The sequence below is a fragment of the Ponticaulis profundi genome, assembly GCF_042659465.1.
GTDB lineage: Bacteria > Pseudomonadota > Alphaproteobacteria > Caulobacterales > Hyphomonadaceae > Ponticaulis > Ponticaulis profundi.
Genome location: NZ_JBHSSW010000004.1, coordinates 140,096 through 156,467, shown reverse-complemented (window position 1 = coordinate 156,467; position 16,372 = coordinate 140,096). Strand labels below are relative to the sequence as shown.

The 16,372-nt window shown below is 56.0% G+C and carries 16 protein-coding genes and 1 riboswitch; of the genes, 4 read left to right on the top strand and 12 right to left on the bottom strand.

The window, feature by feature from the left end; genetic code table 11:
* Positions 1-31 precede the first annotated feature (31 nt).
* From gcvPB to ACFQDM_RS04000, 8 genes are all read right to left on the bottom strand, one after another.
* Complete coding sequence (gcvPB, locus tag ACFQDM_RS04035) at positions 32-1,603, bottom strand: aminomethyl-transferring glycine dehydrogenase subunit GcvPB (RefSeq protein WP_377375818.1); 1,572 nt, start codon at positions 1,601-1,603, stop codon at positions 32-34.
* Complete coding sequence (locus tag ACFQDM_RS04030) at positions 1,600-2,469, bottom strand: alpha/beta hydrolase (protein ID WP_377375815.1); 870 nt, start codon at positions 2,467-2,469, stop codon at positions 1,600-1,602. Before ACFQDM_RS04030 ends, gcvPB begins: the two co-directional genes overlap by 4 nt.
* Complete coding sequence (gene gcvPA, locus ACFQDM_RS04025; RefSeq protein WP_377375813.1) at positions 2,469-3,815, bottom strand: aminomethyl-transferring glycine dehydrogenase subunit GcvPA; 1,347 nt, start codon at positions 3,813-3,815, stop codon at positions 2,469-2,471. Before gcvPA ends, ACFQDM_RS04030 begins: the two co-directional genes overlap by 1 nt.
* 57 nt (positions 3,816-3,872) lie before the next feature.
* On the bottom strand, positions 3,873-4,244 hold the full coding sequence (gcvH, locus tag ACFQDM_RS04020; RefSeq protein WP_377375810.1) for a glycine cleavage system protein GcvH: 372 nt from the start codon (positions 4,242-4,244) through the stop codon (positions 3,873-3,875).
* Positions 4,245-4,258: 14 nt separating this feature from the next.
* Positions 4,259-5,407 carry a glycine cleavage system aminomethyltransferase GcvT gene (gene gcvT / locus ACFQDM_RS04015; protein ID WP_377375808.1) on the bottom strand — a complete coding sequence of 383 codons (1,149 nt, stop codon included), beginning with the start codon at positions 5,405-5,407 and terminating at the stop codon, positions 4,259-4,261.
* 148 nt (positions 5,408-5,555) lie between these two features.
* A riboswitch (glycine riboswitch) is annotated at positions 5,556-5,644 on the bottom strand.
* A 43-nt stretch (positions 5,645-5,687) separates the two neighbouring features.
* Positions 5,688-7,493 carry a tetratricopeptide repeat-containing sulfotransferase family protein gene (locus ACFQDM_RS04010; RefSeq protein ID WP_377375805.1) on the bottom strand — a complete coding sequence of 602 codons (1,806 nt, stop codon included), beginning with the start codon at positions 7,491-7,493 and terminating at the stop codon, positions 5,688-5,690.
* Between the two features lie 37 nt (positions 7,494-7,530).
* Complete coding sequence (argS, locus tag ACFQDM_RS04005) at positions 7,531-9,300, bottom strand: arginine--tRNA ligase (protein ID WP_377375802.1); 1,770 nt, start codon at positions 9,298-9,300, stop codon at positions 7,531-7,533.
* A 22-nt stretch (positions 9,301-9,322) separates the two neighbouring features.
* Positions 9,323-9,895, bottom strand: a complete 573-nt coding sequence (locus tag ACFQDM_RS04000; RefSeq protein WP_377375799.1) for a hypothetical protein — start codon at positions 9,893-9,895, stop codon at positions 9,323-9,325.
* 114 nt (positions 9,896-10,009) lie between these two features.
* On the opposite strand from ACFQDM_RS04000, the gene ispH reads away from it, so the two are divergent.
* The gene (gene ispH, locus ACFQDM_RS03995) at positions 10,010-10,957 is read left to right on the top strand and encodes a 4-hydroxy-3-methylbut-2-enyl diphosphate reductase (RefSeq protein WP_377375797.1); all 948 of its coding nucleotides are present in this window, start codon (positions 10,010-10,012) and stop codon (positions 10,955-10,957) included.
* 53 nt (positions 10,958-11,010) lie between these two features.
* Here the strand turns inward: ispH and ACFQDM_RS03990 are convergent, their stop codons facing one another.
* Positions 11,011-11,604, bottom strand: a complete 594-nt coding sequence (locus ACFQDM_RS03990; protein ID WP_377375794.1) for a hypothetical protein — start codon at positions 11,602-11,604, stop codon at positions 11,011-11,013.
* Between the two features lie 223 nt (positions 11,605-11,827).
* Here ACFQDM_RS03990 and ACFQDM_RS03985 point away from each other — a divergent pair, with 223 nt between their 5' ends.
* From ACFQDM_RS03985 to rnhA, 3 genes are all read left to right on the top strand, one after another.
* The gene (locus ACFQDM_RS03985) at positions 11,828-12,808 is read left to right on the top strand and encodes a homoserine kinase (RefSeq protein WP_377375791.1); all 981 of its coding nucleotides are present in this window, start codon (positions 11,828-11,830) and stop codon (positions 12,806-12,808) included.
* Between the two features lie 120 nt (positions 12,809-12,928).
* On the top strand, positions 12,929-13,552 hold the full coding sequence (locus ACFQDM_RS03980) for a hypothetical protein (RefSeq protein WP_377375789.1): 624 nt from the start codon (positions 12,929-12,931) through the stop codon (positions 13,550-13,552).
* A gap of 35 nt (positions 13,553-13,587) precedes the next feature.
* On the top strand, positions 13,588-14,034 hold the full coding sequence (gene rnhA / locus ACFQDM_RS03975; protein ID WP_377375787.1) for a ribonuclease HI: 447 nt from the start codon (positions 13,588-13,590) through the stop codon (positions 14,032-14,034).
* A gap of 45 nt (positions 14,035-14,079) precedes the next feature.
* Here the strand turns inward: rnhA and ACFQDM_RS03970 are convergent, their stop codons facing one another.
* The 3 genes from ACFQDM_RS03970 to ACFQDM_RS03960 form a co-directional block, all read right to left on the bottom strand.
* Positions 14,080-14,553 (bottom strand): NfeD family protein, encoded by a 474-nt coding sequence (locus ACFQDM_RS03970; RefSeq protein WP_377375785.1) that lies wholly within the window; start codon positions 14,551-14,553, stop codon positions 14,080-14,082.
* Entirely contained in the window at positions 14,553-15,518 is a 966-nt protein-coding gene (locus tag ACFQDM_RS03965) for an SPFH domain-containing protein (protein WP_377375783.1), read from the bottom strand. Before ACFQDM_RS03965 ends, ACFQDM_RS03970 begins: the two co-directional genes overlap by 1 nt.
* 222 nt (positions 15,519-15,740) lie before the next feature.
* Positions 15,741-16,223 (bottom strand): peroxiredoxin, encoded by a 483-nt coding sequence (locus ACFQDM_RS03960; protein ID WP_377375780.1) that lies wholly within the window; start codon positions 16,221-16,223, stop codon positions 15,741-15,743.
* Between the last annotated feature and the right edge of the window lie 149 nt (positions 16,224-16,372).

The window sequence follows — 16,372 nt, the reverse complement described above, 5'->3', positions numbered from 1 at the left end:
CCCGAAAGCGAGGGCATTGGGGAAACGAACGCTACTCTGCCGCGATTTGCTCGGGGCTCGGCGGCGTCCATTTCAAGACAGGTTTACGCGCAGCCTGCGTTTCATCCAGGCGACGCATTGGGGCATGATATGGTGCGCCCTTCAGGCTCTCATCACCGGCAGCGGCCTTGGCCGCAATCGCCTGCAGCGCGTCGCAGAAACGATCCAGCTCGGCTTTGCTCTCGGTCTCGGTCGGCTCGATCAGCAAGGCACCATGAACGACCAGCGGGAAATACATGGTCATCGGGTGATAGCCCTCATCGATCAGCGCCTTGGCGATATCGATGGTCTCAATGCCGTCTGCCGTGAACTTGTCCGAGAACAGCGCCTCGTGCATGCAATAGCCATCAAAGGCCGGCGTCATAACGGATTTCAGACGCGCCTGAATGTAGTTGGCGTTCAGAACGGCGTCCTCTGCCACCTGTTTCAGACCATCAGCGCCATGGCTCAGCATATAGGTCAGAGCGCGCACAAACATGCCCATCTGACCGTGGAATGCCGTCATGCGGCCAAAGCTTTCGCTCGCTTCTTCCTCAGTCTCTTCGACCAGTCGGAAACCGTTTTCATCCTTCAGGATAAAGGGAACGGGCGCGTAAGGTGCCAGCGCATCTGACAGCACCGTTGGGCCAGACCCCGGACCACCACCGCCATGCGGCGTAGAGAAGGTTTTGTGCAGGTTGATGTGCATGGCGTCCACACCAAGGTCACCCGGGCGTACCCGGCCGACAATCGCGTTGAAGTTCGCACCGTCGCAATAGAAATAGCCACCTGCCTCATGGATCAGATCAGCGATTTCCTTGATGTCAGTTTCAAACAATCCGCACGTATTCGGATTGGTCAGCATGATACCGGCGATGTCGTCAGTCTTCTCAAGCTTCTCGCGCAGATGGCTCATATGCACACGCCCGCGCTTGTCAGCATCAATCTCGTCGACGATGAAGCCACACTGCGCCGCTGTTGCCGGGTTGGTCCCGTGCGCAGAGGCGGGCACAAGCACGCGTTTGCGGGTATCGGCCTCGCCACGCGCCAGCAGAGCCTGACGAATGGCCAGCATACCGCATAGCTCGCCATGTGCCCCTGCTTTCGGGCTCATGGACACCGCAGGCATGCCGGTCAGCGTTTTCAGCCAGTCGGCCAGCTCTTCGATCAGCCCCAGAGCGCCCTGCACCGTTGCCTGTGGCTGCATGGGGTGAATGTCCGAGAAGCCCGGCAGACGCGCCATCTTTTCGTTCAGGCGCGGATTGTGCTTCATCGTGCATGAGCCGAGCGGAAACAGCCCCAGATCAATGGCGTAATTGCGCTGCGACAGACGCACATAATGGCGAATGGTTTCAGGTTCAGACAGACCCGGCAGATCAACCTTTGCCTTGCGCTCAACTCCGCCCATACGCGACGCTTTGCGTTTGGCTTTCGGCAGGTCCACACCGGTTTTACCCCAGCGATCTGTTTCAAAGATCAGCGGTTCAAACTGATAAAGCCCCTTGGAACCGGAAACCGTTTCCGCTTCGTGAGGTTGAGTGCCCGATACAGGCGTCGTTGGCCGGCCTTGAGTATTCATGGTCATGGGGTCGTCTCCGATTGGGTGGAGGAAGCTGAAAAACACGATGAACCACGGGGCTGTGCCCAGTATTCATCGAGGAATGTCCAGACAGCCTTTTCATAAAGGCCGTCACGTACCAGCGTTGAATGTTCTGACTGCTCAAAGCTGGCATAGATTTTGGGGTCATTCGCGAGCTCGAAGAGCCGACGAGACTGTTTCTGCGGGATCACGCTGTCACCGGTGCCGTGCACCATCAGTACGGGGCTATGCACATCCTGGATCCATTGATCTGACCTGAACGTCGATTTCAGGATCACTCCAATGGGAAGCATGGGCGCCTTTTTCCCAACCAGATCCAACATTGAAAAATACGGCGCTTCCAGAATCAGCGCGCCGAAATCACCCGTGCTGGCGAGCCGGGTCGCTGGCCCCGTTCCGATGGAATTGCCATGAATAATCGTATCGCCCGGCGCAACACCTTCCGCCTTCAGCCAAACTGCAGACGCATCCGCGGCCGAATAAAAAGGTGCTTCACCCGGCTTTCCGGTTGAACCTGCATAACCTGGCCAGGCAACGGCCAGCACACCTGCGCCAGTCGTCAGGACCCGGTCATAGCGCCAAATATCCTTTGCAATATGACTGGCATTGCCGTGGAAGAAGATGAATGTCGGACATCCCTGTTGAGCCGCGCCATACCAGGCTGCAATATCGTTGCCGTCAGCCGCCGTGAAGGATACCGCCTGCATGCGATCATCCTTCGGATCGCCGGCAGGCGTAGGATCGGGATAATAGATCAGCTTGTCCTGAAGTGCCCATGCGCCCGTCGCAACGGCGATATAGCCGAAAACGAGCGCAAACAGCACCTTGGGAAGCAAACCGGACAGGCTCATCAGCCGAGCACCTCTTTCAGAGCCTTGGCATAGAGCTGGATATCCTCAGGCGAGCAGCATTCTGTCGCCGCTGCGATGATCACCGTGTCCATATCGTCATGTGGATAGAGCCGTGAGGCCCGAACGCCACCGATCACACCGCGCTCATGCAGAGCCTCCAGGACATCGAAAGCAGGCTTTGGCGTCTTGAACGCAAACTCGTTGAAGAAACGCGGCGTCAGAATTTCAACACCGTCAATCGCTTCCAGACCGTCTGCCAGGTCGCTGGCAGCCTCATGGTTCAGAACGGCCAGATCATGCAGCCCCTTGCCACCGAGCAGCGTCATGTGCGCTGTGAACGCCAGTGCGCAAAGCCCTGAATTCGTACAGATATTCGACGTCGCTTTGTCACGGCGAATATGCTGCTCGCGCGTTGAGAGCGTCAGCACATATCCACGCTTGCCGTCTGCGTCGACGGTTTCGCCACACAGCCGACCCGGCATCTGCCGCATCAGTTTGCTGGTTGCCGCGAAAAGACCGACATAAGGCCCGCCGAAATTGAGCGCATTGCCAATCGACTGTCCCTCACCCACGGCAATATCAGCGCCCATCTCGCCCGGAGGTGGCACGAGCCCCATGGACACCACTTCTGTGAAAACAGACACCATCAGCGCTTTTTTCTCATGCGCTGCTTGAGAGACCGGGGAAAGATCCGTCACCGTGCCAAAAACGTTCGGGCTCTGACCTATGACACAGGCTGTCTGATCATCGACCGCGTCAATCAGTGCGAGCTCACCATCGACCGCAGCAGGCAACTGAACCACTTCAATGCCCTGCGCCTCGCAAACGGTTTTCGTCACGGCCGCATAGTGCGGATGCAGACCGCCCGAGAGAACAACCTTTTTGCGACGTGTCGCACGACACGCCATCAGCGCAGCCTCACCACACGCTGTGGACCCGTCATACATGCTGGCATTTGCCACATCCATTGCGAGCAGCTCAGCAACCTGGGTCTGGAATTCAAACAGCGTCTGCAGTGTGCCCTGAGCGATTTCAGGCTGGTAAGGCGTGTAGGTGGTCAGAAATTCAGATCGCTGAATGATGTGATCAACGCTGGCCGGAACGTGGTGCTTATAGGCGCCGCAACCAACGAAAAACGCCGTATCAGACGCAGTCATATTCTGCGCAGCCAGCTTGCTCAGATGACGCTCAACAGCAAATTCACCCTGATGATCCGGCAGGCCGGGAATGGTGCCACCCAAACGGGCGCTCTCCGGCACATCGGTGTAAAACGCATCAATGCCGGGGGCACCGATGGTTTTGAGCATGTCTGCGCGGTCCTCGGCAGTCAGTGGGAGATAACGCATTACGATCTTTCTATCTTTTGCCGGAGCTTACGCTCCGGTCAGGTCGCAAGTGCAGGCCTAGAGCCCTTCGCAAAATGTCTTGTAAGCCGCCTCATCCATCAGAGCGTCGAGCTCTGAAGTGTTTGACAGTTTGAGCTTGGCGAACCAGCCCTCGCCTTCTGGTGCTTCATTCACGGTCTCCGGGGCATCCGCCAGCTTGTCATTGGCTTCCACGCATTCGCCAGACACAGGCGCGTAGACGTCAGAAGCCGCTTTCACGCTCTCGACAACCGCCATGTCATCGCCTTTGCCATAGGCTTTGCCGACTTCAGGAAGCTCGACAAACACCACATCGCCCAGCTGCTCAGCGGCGTATTTTGTGATGCCAACGGTCGCTGTCTCGCCGTCGATTTTCACCCATTCATGTTCTTCTGTATATTTGACGCTCATGTCACTCACCCCGGTTAGCGCTTGTAATTGTGTGGAACGAAAGGAAGCTTGGCGACCTTGGCTGCGCGTGGTTTTCCGCGCACCATCAAGGTCAATTCTGTGCCGGCTTTGGCGTGCTCTCTGGCGACATAGCCCATCGCGACAGGTGTTTCCGTGGTCGGTCCGAAGCCACCTGATGTGATCTCGCCAACCTTTTCATCACCGACAAAAATCTCCGTGCCTTCACGTGCAGGCGCGCGGTCAAGCGGCTGAATGCCGACCCGTTTGACCGGCGCGCCATTGGCGATCTGGTCCAGAATGATCTCAGCGCCTGGAAAATCCGCGCGCTCGCGGCGGTTCTTCTGAATGACCCAGGTCAGCGAAGCCTCGACTGGTGTTCTGCTCGCATCCATGTCATGGCCATAGAGACAAAGCCCTGCTTCCAGGCGCAGACTGTCACGCGCGCCAAGGCCGATTGGCTTTACACGCTCATCAGCGAGCAGCTCCGCAACAAAGGCGACGCCATCGGAAGGCAGCAAAAGCTCATAGCCATCCTCACCCGTATAGCCGCAGCGGGAAACCATGACTGGCGCGTCGTTGAGAAACATACGCTGGCCTTCCATGAAGCCCAGCTCAGCTGCTTTCGGGAAATGGTCTGAAATAACGGCCTCGGCCTTCGGTCCCTGAACCGCGATCAGGATACGATCATCAGCGCGTTCGAGCTCAGCATGCGGGCTCAACTTTTCGCGCATGATATCCCAGTCCTGCGCCTTCATCGCACCGTTCACAACGATGTAGAGACGCCCCTGCTCGTCACCTTCAGCAGGCCGCGTGATGATCAGGTCGTCAAGAATACCGCCTTCATCGTTCAGGAGAACGGTCAGACGCGCCTGTCCTGGCTTCAGGCCCTGAATATCGCTGGGCACCAGCATTTCGATCAGCTTGGCGATCTCGATATGCGCATCCGGGTCGTTGCGCGGTCCGCCCGCCAGCGTCAGGAAGCATGGCCCCATATGAGAGACATCAAACAGTCCGCAGGACTCACGAGTCCAGAGGTGTTCGGCTTTAACGCCCTCAAACTGGATCGGCATGTCATAGCCAGCAAAGCCAACCATTTTTGCGCCGAGTGTCTGATGCAGCTCAAACAAGGGTGTCTTATGGAGAGGGCCGTTCGGTTCGGTCACGCAGGAACTCCAGCTTCTCCGTCCAGGCACATCCTGAGACGGTCAAAGCCCCCGCTGTCTTGGCGCCTGAGAGATTCCGACCGCCACCCTCCTGGTGAACGTGTCTTGCTCCTTCGGCGAGGCTATAGGCCTCTTTCCAGCGTTTAGTCCTACTCTTGCGGTCCTTTTGCCTGAGCGTTTCCGGGGCGGTTGCGCCTTCGGCCCTGGCTCCTGGCCAGTGTCTCCCGCATGTTCGCAATTAACTCGACTCAACGAGAACGACAAGCAGGAGTCTCTCACTTCATGACAGATTTGTCCGAATGATAGCGTTCTGTGCATCCGTGACCGATGAAAGGCGCTCGAATGCGTCCGGCGCAAACATCTCGTAGGATTTCCAGTGGGGCACCTGTCGTGCGGAAATCGGTTTGCGCACCTGCCGGGAGGAAAAGGTCTGCACAGGCTCTGGCCGCGCATTCGGGTTCAGATAGGCCTCATTCCAGTCAAGCTCTGCCAGCCTGAACAGGCGTTTGCCTTCAGCTTCGGGCGCGTGCGTAAAGCCATCATAGGAAAAAACCGAAATCGGAAGGCCTGCATCAACCCAGCGCTGACGGGCTTCCAACCGGAACGACAGCACATCGGCCATTGTATGAAGGCCTGTGGCCTCGGGAAACGCAGTTGAAAACGGGCGCAAGAACATGGAAAGACCAACATCGCCAGCGTCACGCAGCACCTGAATAAAGCGGGCACCCGGATTGATCCGCTCCAGCAGTCCAGCGACATAGAGATGATGCGGCGTCTTATCGACGAGCGTTCGCCCCGTGACGCCCTGTCTTGCCAGACCGGCCTGATCAGCTGCGGCAAGCTTTGCGCGATAGCTTGCAAATCCAGCTTCCGACATACCGTGTTCCACCGCTTCCCAGAGATATGGAAAGAGCGATGTTCGTTCACCAACCGATTCCACCCCCTCAGGTCCCGCCAGAATGGACTGGATCAGAGAACTGCCGGTGCGCGGCGCACCAATGAGATAGATAAACCCTGCCTTCTCGGCAGATCGCGCCTCACCAGCATCTGCCTCAAACAGACGGAGTGCCGTTTCAAGCCGGCCTTGATCCGCCTTCTGACGCGCGCGCCGGGTCTCCTCTGTCTGCAGAAGTCCGCGATGCTCTGCCCATCGCTGATTGGTATCCTGAGCAACCGACCAGGCTTGATCAAAGCGTTTCTCGCGATCGAGCCGGAGCGCATAGGCAAGCCCCAGACTGGCAAACTCATCTCCGGGTGCAAGTTGCGCCTTCAGGGCAGCTTCAACCCGCCCTGCCAGAGCGGGTGTAAACTCTCTCGCATGTTCGATGACCAGGGTCAGCGCATCGAACCGGTCACCCCCGTTCTTCGAGAGCCAGTCACACTGTTCAGCAAGCCTGTCGGGCTGGTCCAGCCAATCGGCGAGCCGGAGCGCAGACACACGTGCTTCAACTGACCGCGGTTCAATACGCAGAATGTCGTCGATCAACGCCTGAGCTGCTGGATAGTCACGCAGCGCCATGCAGATGCGCGCAAGCTGAAGTTTCTCTTCGACAGTTTGCGGACCAGTCGCTCCATAAAGCTGATCAAACACATCCTTCGCGCCGTAAATATCGCCTGAGTGAAAGCGTGCTTCTGCAAAGAGCTTGATCATTCCAGCCGTTGCACGGCCAGCTTCAACGGAAGGCCCAAGCACCTGAACCGCCTGAAAGGCTTTTCCGTTCTGGATCAGACAACGTCCGAGAAGATTGGCGACCACCGGCTTGCCCCGGCTGAGCTGAAACGCCTGAAACAACGGCGCTTCGGCCTCCTGCGTACGACCATGCGCAAACAGGGCCTGTCCAAGCGCCATATGAAATTGCGGCTCTTTCGGATCAAGCGCAATGGACTGCCGCAAATCGTCGAACCCGCTGAGATCGCGCTGGGATGACTTGGCTGTTCCGCGCAGGCTCAGCGCTTCAGGCACCCGCGAATCGCCACGCTGCAAAAGCGCTAATGCCTGATCTGACAGGGCAATGCTCAGCGCTGCCTTACCGTTCTGAAGCGCATCCACGGCCAGATTGAGAAGCTGTTCGGCCTGATCTGACAAATGCTGATCCTTCCTGCCGGGTGCAGCACGCAATGGCCTACATGCGTTCCGGTGTTATGATCCCCAGAATATCAAGCCCGGTTTCAAGTTGCTTCAGCACCGCTTCACAGATTGCCAGACGCGACGCCCGCAAAGCCTCATCTTTCTCTGCCGCGATCGGATGTGCTGCGTAGAATGCCGAAAACGCCTGAGCCAGATTGTAGACATGCTCACACAGGAAATGCGGCATACGCTTGGCGAAGGATTGCTCAAGCGCCGTGTTGAACCCATCAAGCTGCAATGCAAGCTCGCGTTCGGTCGGGCTCTGGATCAGGATCTCACCCGCCGCATTGCCTTCCGAGGCGGCACGGCGAAGGAGCGCTTTGATACGCACGGCCGCGTAGAGCAGATATGGTCCTGTCTTGCCTTCGAAGCTCGTGAACCGTTCCAGATCGAATTTGTAATCTGTCGTCCGCGTGTTCTGCAGATCAGAAAAACGGGTCGCGGCAAGCGCAACTTTCAGACCAATATCGCGAACTTCTGCTTCGGAAAGGTCAGATGACAGATTGGCTTCGCCAATGCGTTTCTCGGCTTCTTCGAGCGCCATCTGATTAAGATCTGAGAGACGAACCGTTCCGCCGTCGCGGGTCTTGAACGGTTTGCCGTCATCGCCATTCACCGTACCAAAGCCGATATGTTCCAGCTTGTCTTCTGCGAAATAGCCAGCTTTTTCGGACGCCCGAAACACCTGCTGGAAATGCAGCGCCTGGCGCTGATCCACCACATAGAGCATCAGGTCTGGTTTGATGGTTTCGACACGATCCACAATCGTCGCCAGATCCGTCGCATGATAGCCAACACCACCGCGAGAGTTCAGCAGAATGAACGGAGGCATCTCCGTCTTGCCCTTATCGGTATCACGCGCAACACGCACGATCCAGGCACCGTCAGATTCCTCTGCAATGCCGCGGCTTTTCAGGTCTTCGACCATGTCTGGAATGAGTGGGTCTGCGTCGCTTTCGCCTTTCCAGAGGTCAAACGACACATTCAAACGCTCATAGTCGACTTTGAGCGCCGCAATGGAGACATTGATGAAGTGACGGATCAGCGCGCGATATCCTGCACGTCCGGCCTGTAGTTCAGCCGTCGCAAGCTGGCAGCGCTCACGGTAGGACTCGTCCGATTTGGATTTGGCTGACGCTTTTGGATAGAGCCGCGCCAGATCATCCATCGTGACCGGCGCCTCATCTGGATAAGTGCCGTCGAACTTTTCATCAAAATAGATGAGGTCCGGCTGTTCTTCGGAGAGGCCGACAATCAGCTGTCCCATTTGCAGGCCCCAGTCGCCCAGATGGGCATCACCAATCACGGTGTGACCGAGAAAACGGCAGAGACGTTTCAGCGTGTCGCCAATAACGGCCGAGCGCAAATGACCGACATGCATTGGCTTTGCGACGTTGGGACCGCCAAAATCAATGACAATGGTCTGCGTATCATGCGCTGCATCGGCGCCAGCACGTTCGGAGACCCCAATGTCGGTTACGTGTTGCGCCAGAAGCTCTGGCGTCACTTTCATATTCAGAAAGCCAGGCCCTGCGACCGTCAGGTCTGCAATCGCCGGATGATCTTTCAGCTTGTCAGCAATTTCGCCTGCGATCTCACGAGGATTGCGTCGCGCCTGTTTGGCTGCGGCCATCGCGCCATTGCACTGGAAATCAGACAGGTCTGGACGATCTGAGCGGCGAACCTGCCCCAGCTTTGCATCCAGCCCCAATGCTTCAAAGGCGGCACCACATGCCACCGACAACTCGGACGCAATGTCCGCCATACGCTTTGTCCTTCAGATTAAATCAGTCTTTGGTCTGCAGCAGGTATCTACGGCCAGCTTCGTTGAATGCAAGCTGTTCCGGCGTCAGATCAAATCCAATGAGCACTTCGAAGTTCGCACCCGAGATCGACGAATCAGCGCGCGGGATCACGATGCGACCAATGGTTTCGCGCTGCGTGGTAACGTCTTCGCCTTTTGGAAACTTCACACGAACCGGGAAAATTTCCTTGTCGATAACGGCGCGGTTGGTACGGGTCACCGCAACGAAGAACTCATACTCATGGGTATCGCTCATCGCGGCCTGGCCACGACCGAAAGCAAAATCAACGTCAATCTGAGCTTCAATCGGGTTGTCATCAATGTAGCGACAATAGAGCTTCACACCCGTAATTTCGCCCGTATAGGCGATATTTGTGTACTGCTCGCCCTCGCTGGCGAACTCAACAATGCGCTGGGCTTCATAAACAGACCCGACCGCAGGGCATGGTCCCTGGTTCGGTGTCGACTCTGCAAGGTTTGAAAGGCCGGAAAAGCTGGAACAGGCAGAGAGCGTAAGCGCGGAACTTGCCAGCGCAGCAATTACAGTAAGACGCACGAAAGAGCACTCCTTGGCCATTTTCTTGAGAGATACCATCTGATAGCGGTGATAACGGGGCAAACGCAAAGTGGCAATGACCAGTGCGTAGCGTGAACAAGAGGTAATGACCAAATGCGGCCTTTGACGATCAGACTATCTGCACCGAGAGGGTTTTGCGCAGGTGTCGACCGCGCCATCCAGATTGTAGAAGAGGCGCTGAAAAAATGGGGCCCGCCGGTCTATGTCCGCCATGAGATCGTTCACAACGCCCATGTGGTCGAAAGCCTGAAAGCCAAAGGCGCCATTTTTGTCGAAGAGCTATCCGAATGCCCGGATGACCGGCCTGTTGTCTTTTCTGCGCATGGTGTCCCGAAATCCGTTCCGGCCGAGGCGCAGAATCGCCAGATGCTGTTCGTTGATGCGACCTGCCCGCTCGTTTCGAAAGTTCACGTCGAAGCGCAAAAGCATTTTGAAGCCGGCCGGGACATCCTTCTGATCGGTCATGCCGGACACCCGGAAGTGATTGGCACAATGGGGCAATTGCCCGAGGGCGTCATCCGTCTCATCGAAACGCCAGAGGACGCAGCCACGATCAACGTGGAAAACCCGGAAAACCTCGCCTTTGTCACACAGACCACGCTCTCTGTTGATGATACCGCAGAGATGATCAACATTCTGCGCGGGCGATTTCCGGCTGTCAGCGCACCGCATAAAGAAGACATCTGCTATGCGACGACCAACCGCCAGGATGCTGTCAAAGCCCTCGCAGATGGCGCAGATCTCGTACTTGTCATCGGAGCCGAGAACTCATCGAACTCCAAACGCCTGGTCGATGTGGCTCTGCGCTCCGGCGCGAAGGCATCGAAACTCATCGCATCCGCTGATTTTGTGAACTGGGACTGGTTTGATGGAGTTCAAACCCTCGGCATCACGGCGGGGGCCAGTGCACCGGAAATCCTTGTCCAGGACCTGATAGACGCGTGCCGGGAGCACTTTGACATCGAACTCGAAGAAGTCCGCGTCACGGATGAAAACATCACATTCAAACTACCGCGCGTTCTGAACCCCGAACCGGCATAAAAAAGGCGCTCATGCCGAGCGCCTTTTTGGGAAGTTCAAACAAGTTTTTGAGCCTATTCCGGCTGAACGGCTTCAACAGAAATCTGCTTCACGATCAGCTCAGAACCAGCATCAGGCGCAACGCCGATATAGCTGGTGTTTTCACTGTCTCCGTATGGAATGGTGAAATCGAAAGAGAAGGTCTCGAAGTCTTGACCGGCTTCATAGAAATACCAGCCGCTATTGCCCTTCTTATTGGTTGAATACGCGGCACCGAACGAGCCTGGCGCTCCGCCCGCAGCTTTCGCTTCAACAGAGACGCGCAGCGTGAAACCGGACAGGTTTTTCGTTTCAGACAGTGCGTAAGGCACGTGAGCGCCACCGGTCAGCCCCGTTGAAGGTGCATCAGCCTCATCCAGACGGGTTAGAAGCGCACCTTCCTCTGTCATTTCAACGCCGACGAAGTCGGACGCGACCAGATCGGCCCCTTCCCATGTCGTTGCGATTTCAGCCTCTGACGCCGTTGGCTGGCTTGTCGAAGCCTCCGTTGGTGCCGTTGTCGTCGGCTCTTCACCTGGCATCGCAACGTCCATGGAAGGTGTTTCCTCCTCGGATCCACCACATGCTGTCAGGACGAGCGCGGTGCCCAATAGAATTTTGCGTAACATAAATATCCCCTTACCTGTTCGAGTACGACTTACTACCTAATTGGGAAACAAGGCAAATTCTTGAAAGTTCAAAGAATTTAGAAATTTCAGAGTCATGGCCAGTGCCGGAGCGGACAGCCACGCGCAAAAGAACACGCGGTTACTTACCCAAAGCCCCCATAATATCAGGATACCCAAGTGGGAAATCGCTTGTTTCTGCGAGATTCCCACATATGGTCCGCGCATGGCTGTTTATACTGAAGTAGATGACGAAGCGCTCGCAGACTTTCTTCTGCGATACGACATTGGCGAAGCGATTGCCTTCAAGGGCATTGCCGAGGGTGTCGAGAACTCCAATTATCTTCTGGAGACCACGAAAGCGCGTTTCATTCTGACCCTGTATGAAAAGCGTGTGAACGCGGACGATCTTCCCTTCTTCATGGGGGTGATGGAAGCGCTTGCAGACGCTGGTTTTCCAGCGCCTCTTCCCGTCAAAGCCAGAGACGGTTCAGCGCTTCAGGAACTGAATGACCGCCCGGCCGCAATTGTCACCTTTCTCAATGGCATGTCGCCGCGCAAGCCAAATGCCAGCCAATGCCAGCAGATTGGCACCGCCATGGCACGCATGCACAATGCACTCGCCTCCACGACGCTCTCTCGCCCAAATGATCTCTCCGTGGATGCCTGGCCAGATCTGTTTGAAGGCCGAGAAGCCACCGCTGCGACACTCGCCCCAAACCTCGCCACACTGATTGCAGGCGATCTCGACCGCTTGCTGGATCAGTGGCCGGATCCTGAAGATCTTCCGCAAGGCATCATTCATGCCGACCTGTTTCCAGACAACGCCTTCTTTCTCGGCGAAAACTTCTCCGGTGTGATCGACTTCTATTTTGCCTGCACGGACATGCTGGCTTACGATATCGCCATCGCCCTGAATGCCTGGTGTTTCGAAGCGCGCGGTGAGTTCAACATGACGAAGGGCCGAGCGCTCCTTGCGGGATACACCAGTGTGCGTGACTTCACAGACGCAGAAGTCAAAGCCCTGCCAGCCCTGATTCACGGCGCAGCCATGCGCTTCTTCCTGACCCGTCTGGTGGACTGGACCGACACACCAGCCGACGCGCTTGTTCGTCCAAAAGACCCAACTGAGTATGCTGAAAAGCTCGGCTTCCACCGTATGGCGCGCAAGCTTGAAGATTATGGCTATATGCCCGCATCCTCCTAGCGCTCAGGACTGCCGCGACCACGGATATCTGATTTTCGCCGCACCTGCTTCCAATCGAGACCATAAACGACGATCATCTTCGCCGTGCGGAACATATTTCGCACGGTAGGGACGAGAACAATGGTTCAGGATGCCTCCGGCACGAAATTGCAATCGATTGGCACAGACATGTTCGGGCGCCCTCGCCTATCCATCAGGCGCAACAAACTGGCCTGTTTCGTTAGTGGCATCTTCTCTGTTTTTGCTGTGACTCTCGTCGCAATTTGTCTCTTTTTCCTGCTGAACCTGTTGCACATCGCGATCACAGGGCACGAACTGGATGGGATGGGGCGTTTTCCGGCTGAGAACAGCTTTCTGACTGGCGTAACCACCGCGCTCATCGTCTCTATGTTCAACGTCTTTGTGTGTTTCATCACGGTGCCGCTGGTCTGGATTTTGCTCGGGCAGTCGCTTGGTCGATTTCCACATCGTGGATTTGCCACCCGGCTTCCCTATTTTATCGCCTGCCTGTTGTCTGGCGCTTGCCTTGTCGGACTGGCTTCAATCATTCCGTACCAGCACTTTTTCACAGACACATATACTGGAAGCCGTTCTGTCGCTCTTCAAACGATCGCAGGCAGTGTTCTTTGTGGTTTGCTTATTGGAAGTCTTGCCGGCGCCCTGACGGCGACCGTTCACCTGCTTATTTTGCGCCCTGCCACTCAACTGAGACGCCTTGATACCAGCACCATCCATGTCTTCTGATTGACCTTCTCTGCAAAGCTCTGTTTCTACAGCTCATGGCGAAGACAGTTGAAATCTGGACAGATGGTGCGTGCTCGGGAAATCCGGGCCCGGGTGGCTGGGGCGTGCTTTTACGCAGCGGCTCACACGAAAAAGAACTCTATGGTGGTGAGACCGAAACCACCAATAATCGCATGGAGCTCATGGCAGCCATTCAGGCGCTGGAAACCGTGAAGCTGGGTCATGACGTCATTCTCCATACCGATTCCACTTATGTGAAAGATGGTCTGACGAAATGGATCCATGGCTGGAAACGCAATGGATGGAAGACGGCAGCGAAAAAGCCGGTCAAAAATGAAGACCTCTGGAAGCGGCTAGATGATGCCGCCCGCAAGCACAAGAATCTGACCTGGAAATGGGTCAAAGGACATGCTGGCGATGAGGGCAATGAACGTGCGGACGAACTCGCTCGCAAAGGTGCCACCGAAGCAAAGAGCGGCTGAAAAGAAAAGGCCTCGCAAATCCTGCAAGGCCTTTTGATGTCGATATCAGAGGCTGACCTTCAGGACCGTTCCTTCGGTGTCCTGAACCGTGACCTCCATGCCCTGGGTGATCACAGCAGCCTGATCGGCCAACGCCATCCAAGTGGTATCACCGAGCTTTACGCGTCCTTCACCTGCAGCAAAATCCGTGACCGCGACAGCTTTCTTGCCAACCAGGCTCCGCCCGCGTTGATTGAGCGACGGTCGGTCACTCACAGCGGAACGAAGGTTCGAAAACACGGTTCGCCCCAATACCAGCAAGACCAGCGCCGCAATACAGAAGACGATTGCTTCGGCCTGCCAGCTCGATAATCCGGCGGGCAGCGGCAATGCGGCCCACAAGGTGGCTCCGAATGCGGCAGCCGATATCCAGAGCAAATCGTATGTGCCGAGCATCATTTCGATGCCGAGCAGAACAAGGGCGAGCCCCAGCCAATGCCAGGGCGTAATCACCTCAAAAGCAGAAGCCAGAATCTCCATTACTGGCTGTCTCCCCATGGGCCGCTATTGCCCGAAGAAGAAGAACCACCGGAGTTGGACTTCTTCGCAGATTCCGTCAGCGTGCGAATGCCTTCAATCGCGCCGACCAGAGACCCGAACTCAGCTGGCACAATGACCGTCTTCTGCTGGTTTGATGACGCAAGCTTCTCAAAGGCTTCAACATAACGCTGACCAAGGAAGTAGTTAATGGCGTTCACGTCACCCTTGGCGATCGCCTCAGAAACAAAGGCCGTTGCACGCGCTTCGGCTTCACCTTCGCGTTCACGCGCTTCAGCATCCTTGAACGCAGCTTCCCGGCGACCTTCAGCCTGGAGAATCGCAGATTGCTTCTCACCTTCAGCCCGCAGAATCTGGCTTTGTTTCTTGCCTTCCGCTTCCAGAATTTCAGCACGCTTCATCCGCTCTGCCTTCATCTGACGCGCCATGGCTTCGGTAATGTCGGCAGGCGGGGTCAGGTCAGCGATCTCTATACGCGTTACCTTCACGCCCCATGGATTGGTTGCCGCATCAATGACTGTCAGAAGACGCGCATTGATATCGTCGCGGTTGGACAGGACTTCATCCAGATCCATAGAGCCAACCACCGTCCGGATATTCGTGAGCGACAGGTTGGTGATCGCGCGCTCAAGATCATTCACCTCATAAGCGGCAGCAACGGCATCAACGACCTGAATGAACACAACCGCATCACAGGAAACCATCGCGTTATCACGGGTAATCACTTCCTGTTGCGGGACGTCCAGCACCGTCTCCATCATGTTCATCTTCTTGCCGATACCATCCATGACCGGAATGATGACATGCATGCCTGGGCCGAGTGTTGTCGTGTAGCGACCGAAACGCTCCACAGTCCAGTTGTAGCCCTGCGGCACGAATTTCAGGGCGCTTTTAAGAAAGATAAGCACCACAACAACCAGAATGATAACGACAATCAGATTTTCCATATGCAACTCCCCTTCATGTATAACATGAACTATATGTAAGGTTTTCTTATTGCTTTTCAATAAGTGCAGATTGCAAAACGGAAAACCCACCCGACAAGGGCGCATAATGGCGCCACTTTGTTACAATCTCTTATGCGCCAGTTTCAGTCTGGCAGGAAGTGACAAAGAAAAACCCGACCAGCGGGTGCTGACCGGGTTTCATGTTTCATATGTGTCGGGCTTTTAGAGCTTGCCGAGCATGTAGTCAGCGCTGGAAACCTCAAAGCTTGGGCCTTCCTCAACATTCAGCTGAGTGATCTCGCCATCATCCACAATCATGGAATAGCGGCGCGAACGTGTGCCCATGCCAAAACCGGACCCGTCCATGTCGAGACCGAGCTGTTTTGCAAAACCACCATTGCCGTCTGCGAGCATGACAATGTCGTCACCGACGGACTGATCCTTGCCCCAGGCGTCCATGACGAAAACATCGTTCACGGATGTGCAGGCGATGGTATCCACGCCCTTCGCTTTCAGGTCACCAGCCTTCTCCTTGAAACCTGGCAGGTGCTTGGCAGAACAGGTCGGCGTGAAGGCACCTGGTACTGCGAACAATGCAACCTTCTTTCCCGCGAAGAAGTCAGACGACTTCACAGGCTCCGGGCCGGATTCACCCATGGTCATAAACACTGCGTCCGGCAGTTTATCTCCAACAGAAATCGTCATTTCAAACCTCCCAATTCCGAATTTCCCAATAACGAGCTATAGTCAGCGAAGCCAAGTCACAATCGGGTTACCCCACTAAAGGGCTTTATTCTGCTGCAAACAAGTCTTGCGTTCGACAGCCGAGCACGAGACCATGTCAGACAAAGGGG